This window comes from Polynucleobacter sp. 35-46-11 (assembly GCF_002281105.1).
Map to the genome: position 1 here is coordinate 1 of NZ_NCFJ01000277.1, position 3,443 is coordinate 3,443.

A 3,443-nucleotide genomic window follows, 5' to 3' on the forward strand; every position below is an offset into this window, starting at 1 on the left:
AGCAAATTTCATTAATTCAGATGGCTGGAAATTCATGAGACCCAATGGGATCCAACGCTTAGCACCATTCACGCCTTTTCCAACACCAGGAATAAGTACCGCAATTAACAGGAGAACCGTAAAGCCAAAAATGATTGGGGAATAACGATCCCAAACATGGGTTGGGATTTTAAATACCCAAATAGCAACACCAATGGCAATGGCTAATGAAATGCAATGGCGAATCAAGAAATAATTACTGCTGTAGTTTGCGTACTTAGGACCATCAGCCAAAGTAATCGATGCAGAGTAGACCATCACTAAACCAATTAAGGCTAGTGACAATACCGCCCAAACTAATAACTGGTCATAGTCCATCATGCGTGAGCGAGTTTGCTCAACACCAGAAACTGCGTCTCTCAAGCCGCTTCGGAAATTGTCTATCCCGCCTCTGGAGAAATTCCAGAAGCGGCCAAGGCCCAACCTATTCTCAGGAAAAAGTTTTTCCTTCAAACTCATGCATCTGCTCCTTGGAATTGCATTCCCAGCTCTTCAACTTCAGCAACAAACGCCTCTGCGCGTGCTACGTAATCGCTAAACTGGTCAAAGCTGGCGCAAGCCGGTGAGAGCAAAACAATATCGCCAGACTGAGCTTGTTGTGCAGCTGCAGTCACTGCATTTTGTAAAGTCTCACTCATCACACAGGGGACTGAGTCGGCCAAAGCCTCAGCAATAATTGGGGCGTCCTTGCCAATTAGGAAAACACCTTTTACAAAACGTAGCGCAGGATCGCGTAAGGGACCAAAGTCTTGACCCTTGCCTTCTCCACCAGCAATTAACCAGATCCGCTTGCCAGACTCATTGGCGCTTAAGCCATTTAATGCAGCTACTGTTGCTCCTACATTGGTGCCCTTACTATCGTCCACATATTCAACATTGGACACAATGGACACACTTTGAACGCGATGAGGCTCACCTTGGTAATCACGCAATCCATGCAAGAGCATATTCATCGGCAAACCAGCTGCTCGTGCTAAGGCTAGTGCAGCCAATGCATTCAAAGCGTTATGACGACCACGAATGCGTAAGGCATCAGAAGGGATTAAACGCTTTAGTCTTAATGGCTCGTCCTCTACAACGGCTACTTTGCGACGGCGTTTTGGCTGTGGCTCAACATCTTCGTCCACCTCGGCCCAGACCAGCCAATCAATTCCACCGGCACGCAGATCATGCTCAATTCCAAAAGCGCCCTGCTCATCAGGACGACTAGCGCCAAAAGTAATGACTGATTGATTGGCTTTTTGCTCATCGGTGAGCAAATTCATGACTAGTGAATCGTCACGATTCAAGATACAGATTGTGTCTTGTCCAAAGATATTGGCTTTTGCATCAACATAGGCCTGCATATCCCCATGCCAATCCAAATGATCTTGGGTAATATTTAATACAGTAGCTGCCGTTGCATTAAAAGTGCTCGTATAAACCAGTTGGAAGCTGGAGAGTTCAAGCACCCAAATCTCTGGCATATCGGCAACTTGATCAGACTCATCCAAGCAAGACATCAGCTTATCTAAAGCGGCTGGGCTGATATTGCCAGCAACAGCAACACGCTTGCCAGCACGTTCACACAACTGCCCTGTTAGCGCAGTCGTTGTTGTTTTTCCATTAGTTCCGGTGATAGCCAATAGAGCTGGCTTATATTGAGATTCTTCAACCTGAGCCATACGATTCAATGCAGCAATCGCTCTCGCAAAGAACTCCAACTCTCCCCAGATATCAATATTAGATTCTTGCACCTTAGCCAAGAAAGAAGCTATTGGCTCCTGCAGTGGTGATAGGCCAGGACTCATTCCGATAACATCGACACCCTTTAAATGAGCGTCATCAAGAGGTCCAAAGTAAGCCTCTTTGAGTCCCGCAAATTGAAGATCCGCCAACCATGCTTTTTGGCGCTCATTTAACTGCTCACGATCACGTGTATCGGCCAAGCTGACTTTTGCGGCATTCCTCAAGCACCACTTAGCCATGGCATAACCAGACTCTCCCAATCCTAGGATTAAGAAATGCTGAGGCGCTTGATAGCCCTCTTCTGCGATAAGAGCTGGGTTAGCGAAGGCTTGGTCTAAGTTATGCATATTCTTTGGCTTACCTTAATTTCAGGCTGGAGAGGCCAATGAGGACTAATAAAATGGTGATGATCCAGAAGCGAACTACCACTTGTGTTTCGCGCCAGCCACCCAATTCGAAATGGTGATGCAGGGGGGCCATCCTAAAAATGCGACGGCCTTCGCCAAAACGCTTCTTGGTAAATTTGAACCAAAACACTTGCAGCATTACTGACAGTGTTTCTGCCACAAAGATTCCGCCCATGACAAAGAGCACGATTTCTTGGCGAACAATCACCGCAATAGTTCCAAGTGCGCCACCCAAAGCAAGTGCGCCAACATCACCCATAAATACTTGAGCAGGATGCGTGTTGTACCAAAGGAATGCTAACCCCGCACCACCCATGGCACCACAGAAGATCATGAGCTCACCTGCACCAGGAATGTAGGGGAATAACAAATACTTTGCGTAAATTGCATTACCCATTACATAAGCAAAAGCGCCTAGAGCGGCACCAACTAATATCACCGGCATGATAACTAGGCCATCAAGACCATCAGTTAAGTTCACAGCATTACTACTGCCAACAATTACTAAGTAACTCAAAATGATGAATCCCATCACACCCAAGGGATAGCTCACTTCTTTCATAAAGGGAATCAGTAAGTTCGATTTAGCTGGCAGATCTAAAGCAAAGCCACTTTTAAGCCAATCGAAGAATAGTTGTAACACTTTGAAATTATTCACTTCCGATACAGAGAAGGCTAAATAAATAGCGGCGAATAATCCGATCAAAGTCTGCCAAAAGAATTTTTCTCTTGAAGCCATTCCCTTAGGATCTTTACGTGCAACCTTACGGTAATCGTCAACCCAGCCTACCAAGCCAAATCCAAAAGTCACAATCATCACAATCCATATAAAGCGATTGCTCAGATCAGCCCACAACATGCATGAAATAAAAATACCCAAAAGAATCAATACACCACCCATGGTTGGTGTACCTGATTTCACTAAATGGGTTTGTGGACCATCTGTACGAACTGCTTGACCCATCTTTAATGCAGTCAACTTCCGAATGACCCACGGGCCAGCTGCCAACCCAATTAGCAAAGCTGTCACCGTTGCCATCACCGCCCTAAAGGTGATGTAGTTAAAGACTCGGAAAAATCCAAAATCATCCTGCAACCATTGCGCCAATATTAAGAGCATGTTTTAGCCCCCTCTAATAAGGCCTGCACTACCCGCTCCATACGCATAAAACGCGATCCCTTAACCAAAATATCTAAATGCATTTGCTTGCTCGATTCGTGGTCTGCTAGTGCCAAATTGAGCTCTTCGAGCAAGCGATCCAAGGTTGT

The 3,443-nt window shown here is 45.8% G+C and carries 3 protein-coding genes; all 3 read right to left on the bottom strand.

Annotated features, from left to right (window positions below; translation table 11 throughout):
* On the bottom strand, positions 1–498 hold a 498-nt coding region (locus B7Y67_RS13400; protein WP_293599082.1), incomplete at its 3' end, for an FtsW/RodA/SpoVE family cell cycle protein.
* Positions 495–2,114 carry a UDP-N-acetylmuramoyl-L-alanine--D-glutamate ligase gene (gene murD, locus B7Y67_RS13405; protein ID WP_293599083.1) on the bottom strand — a complete coding sequence of 540 codons (1,620 nt, stop codon included), beginning with the start codon at positions 2,112–2,114 and terminating at the stop codon, positions 495–497. The genes murD and B7Y67_RS13400, both read right to left, overlap by 4 nt.
* Positions 2,115–2,124: 10 nt before the next feature.
* Entirely contained in the window at positions 2,125–3,294 is a 1,170-nt protein-coding gene (gene mraY / locus B7Y67_RS13410) for a phospho-N-acetylmuramoyl-pentapeptide-transferase (RefSeq protein WP_215302422.1), read from the bottom strand.
* Between the last annotated feature and the right edge of the window lie 149 nt (positions 3,295–3,443).